Genomic DNA, 3,194 nt, shown 5'->3' on the forward strand with positions numbered 1-3,194 from the left:
ACACAGTGGACGCGAGCAACTGAGGACAAGCCCTCGGCCTATTAGTACCGGTCACCTCCACCAGTTACCTGGCTTCCAGATCCGGCCTATCAACCCAGTCGTCTACTGGGAGCCTTACCCCATCAAGTGGGTGGGAGTCCTCATCTCGAAGCAGGCTTCCCGCTTAGATGCTTTCAGCGGTTATCCCTCCCGAACGTAGCCAACCAGCCATGCCCTTGGCAGGACAACTGGCACACCAGAGGTTCGTCCGTCCCGGTCCTCTCGTACTAGGGACAGCCCTTCTCAAGACTCCTACGCGCACAGCGGATAGGGACCGAACTGTCTCACGACGTTCTAAACCCAGCTCGCGTACCGCTTTAATGGGCGAACAGCCCAACCCTTGGGACCGACTCCAGCCCCAGGATGCGACGAGCCGACATCGAGGTGCCAAACCATCCCGTCGATATGGACTCTTGGGGAAGATCAGCCTGTTATCCCCGGGGTACCTTTTATCCGTTGAGCGACGGCGCTTCCACAAGCCACCGCCGGATCACTAGTCCCGACTTTCGTCCCTGCTCGACCCGTCGGTCTCACAGTCAAGCTCCCTTGTGCACTTACACTCAACACCTGATTGCCAACCAGGCTGAGGGAACCTTTGGGCGCCTCCGTTACTCTTTAGGAGGCAACCGCCCCAGTTAAACTACCCATCAGACACTGTCCCTGATCCGGATCACGGACCCAGGTTAGACATCCAGCACGACCAGACTGGTATTTCAACGACGACTCCACCCACACTGGCGTGTGGGCTTCAAAGTCTCCCAGCTATCCTACACAAGCCGAACCGAACACCAATATCAAACTGTAGTAAAGGTCCCGGGGTCTTTCCGTCCTGCTGCGCGAAACGAGCATCTTTACTCGTAGTGCAATTTCACCGGGCCTATGGTTGAGACAGTCGAGAAGTCGTTACGCCATTCGTGCAGGTCGGAACTTACCCGACAAGGAATTTCGCTACCTTAGGATGGTTATAGTTACCACCGCCGTTTACTGGCGCTTAAGTTCTCAGCTTCGCCCCACCGAAGTGGAGCTAACCGGTCCCCTTAACGTTCCAGCACCGGGCAGGCGTCAGTCCGTATACATCGCCTTACGGCTTCGCACGGACCTGTGTTTTTAGTAAACAGTCGCTTCTCGCTGGTCTCTGCGGCCACCCCCAGCTCGAGCAGCACGTGCTCTCACCAGGCGTGGCCCCCCTTCTCCCGAAGTTACGGGGGCATTTTGCCGAGTTCCTTAACCATAGTTCACCCGAACGCCTCGGTATTCTCTACCTGACCACCTGAGTCGGTTTAGGGTACGGGCCGCCATGAAACTCGCTAGAGGCTTTTCTCGACAGCATAGGATCATCCACTTCACCACAATCGGCTCGGCATCAGGTCTCACCCACATGTCATCCGGATTTGCCTGGATGACGGGCTACACCCTTACCCCGGGACAACCACCGCCCGGGATGGACTACCTTCCTGCGTCACCCCATCACTCACCTACTAACCGCTTGGTTCAGCGGCTCCACCACTCCCCTCAACTCCGAAGAGATCAGGGCGGCTTCACGGCCTTAGCATCACGATGCTCGATGTTTGACGCTTCACAGCGGGTACCGGAATATCAACCGGTTATCCATCGACTACGCCTGTCGGCCTCGCCTTAGGTCCCGACTTACCCTGGGCAGATCAGCTTGACCCAGGAACCCTTAGTCAATCGGCGCAAACGTTTCTCACGTTTGTATCGCTACTCATGCCTGCATTCTCACTCGTCAACCGTCCACGACTACCTTCCAGTGCCGCTTCACCCGGCAGACGACGCTCCCCTACCCATCACAGCCGGCGTTGGCCGTATATGCTGCAATGACACGACTTCGGCGGTACGCTTGAGCCCCGCTACATTGTCGGCGCGGAATCACTAGACCAGTGAGCTATTACGCACTCTTTCAAGGGTGGCTGCTTCTAAGCCAACCTCCTGGTTGTCTGTGCGACTCCACATCCTTTCCCACTTAGCGTACGCTTAGGGGCCTTAGTCGATGCTCTGGGCTGTTTCCCTCTCGACCATGGAGCTTATCCCCCACAGTCTCACTGCCGCGCTCTCACTTACCGGCATTCGGAGTTTGGCTAAGGTCAGTAACCCGGTAGGGCCCATCGCCTATCCAGTGCTCTACCTCCGGCAAGAAACACACGACGCTGCACCTAAATGCATTTCGGGGAGAACCAGCTATCACGGAGTTTGATTGGCCTTTCACCCCTAACCACAGGTCATCCCCCAGGTTTTCAACCCTGGTGGGTTCGGTCCTCCACGAAGTCTTACCTCCGCTTCAACCTGCCCATGGCTAGATCACTCCGCTTCGGGTCTTGAGCGTGCTACTGAATCGCCCTGTTCGGACTCGCTTTCGCTACGGCTTCCCCACTCGGGTTAACCTCGCAACACACCGCAAACTCGCAGGCTCATTCTTCAAAAGGCACGCAGTCACGAGAACAAGGCAAGCCTTGCTCCGACGCTCCCACGGCTTGTAGGCACACGGTTTCAGGTACTATTTCACTCCCCTCCCGGGGTACTTTTCACCATTCCCTCACGGTACTATCCGCTATCGGTCACCAGGGAATATTTAGGCTTAGCGGGTGGTCCCGCCAGATTCACACGGGATTTCTCGGGCCCCGTGCTACTTGGGTGTCTCTCAAACGAGCCGCTGATGTTTCGACTACGGGGGTCTTACCCTCTACGCCGGACCTTTCGCATGTCCTTCGCCTACATCAACGGTTTCTGACTCGTCCTGTCGCCGGCAGACGACAGAAGAGAGATCCCACAACCCCGCATGCGCAACCCCTGCCGGGTCTCACACGCATACGGTTTGGCCTCATCCGGTTTCGCTCGCCACTACTCCCGGAATCACGGTTGTTTTCTCTTCCTGAGGGTACTGAGATGTTTCACTTCCCCTCGTTCCCTCCACACTGCCTATGTGTTCAGCAGCGGGTGACAGCCCATGACGACTGCCGGGTTTCCCCATTCGGAAACCCCCGGATCAAAGCCTGGTTGACGGCTCCCCGGGGACTATCGTGGCCTCCCACGTCCTTCATCGGTTCCTGGTGCCAAGGCATCCACCGTGCGCCCTTAAAAACTTGGCCACAGATGCTCGCGTCCACTGTGCAGTTCTCAAACAACGACCAGCCACCCAC

The 3,194-nt window shown here is 57.2% G+C and carries 1 rRNA gene; it reads right to left on the reverse strand.

The window, feature by feature from the left end:
• Positions 1-21: 21 nt before the first annotated feature.
• Positions 22-3,143, reverse strand: a 23S ribosomal RNA gene (locus tag ACFQ9Z_RS39265).
• Positions 3,144-3,194 lie beyond the last annotated feature (51 nt).

This window comes from Streptomyces sp. NPDC056580 (genome assembly GCF_042793175.1).
GTDB lineage: Bacteria > Actinomycetota > Actinomycetes > Streptomycetales > Streptomycetaceae > Streptomyces.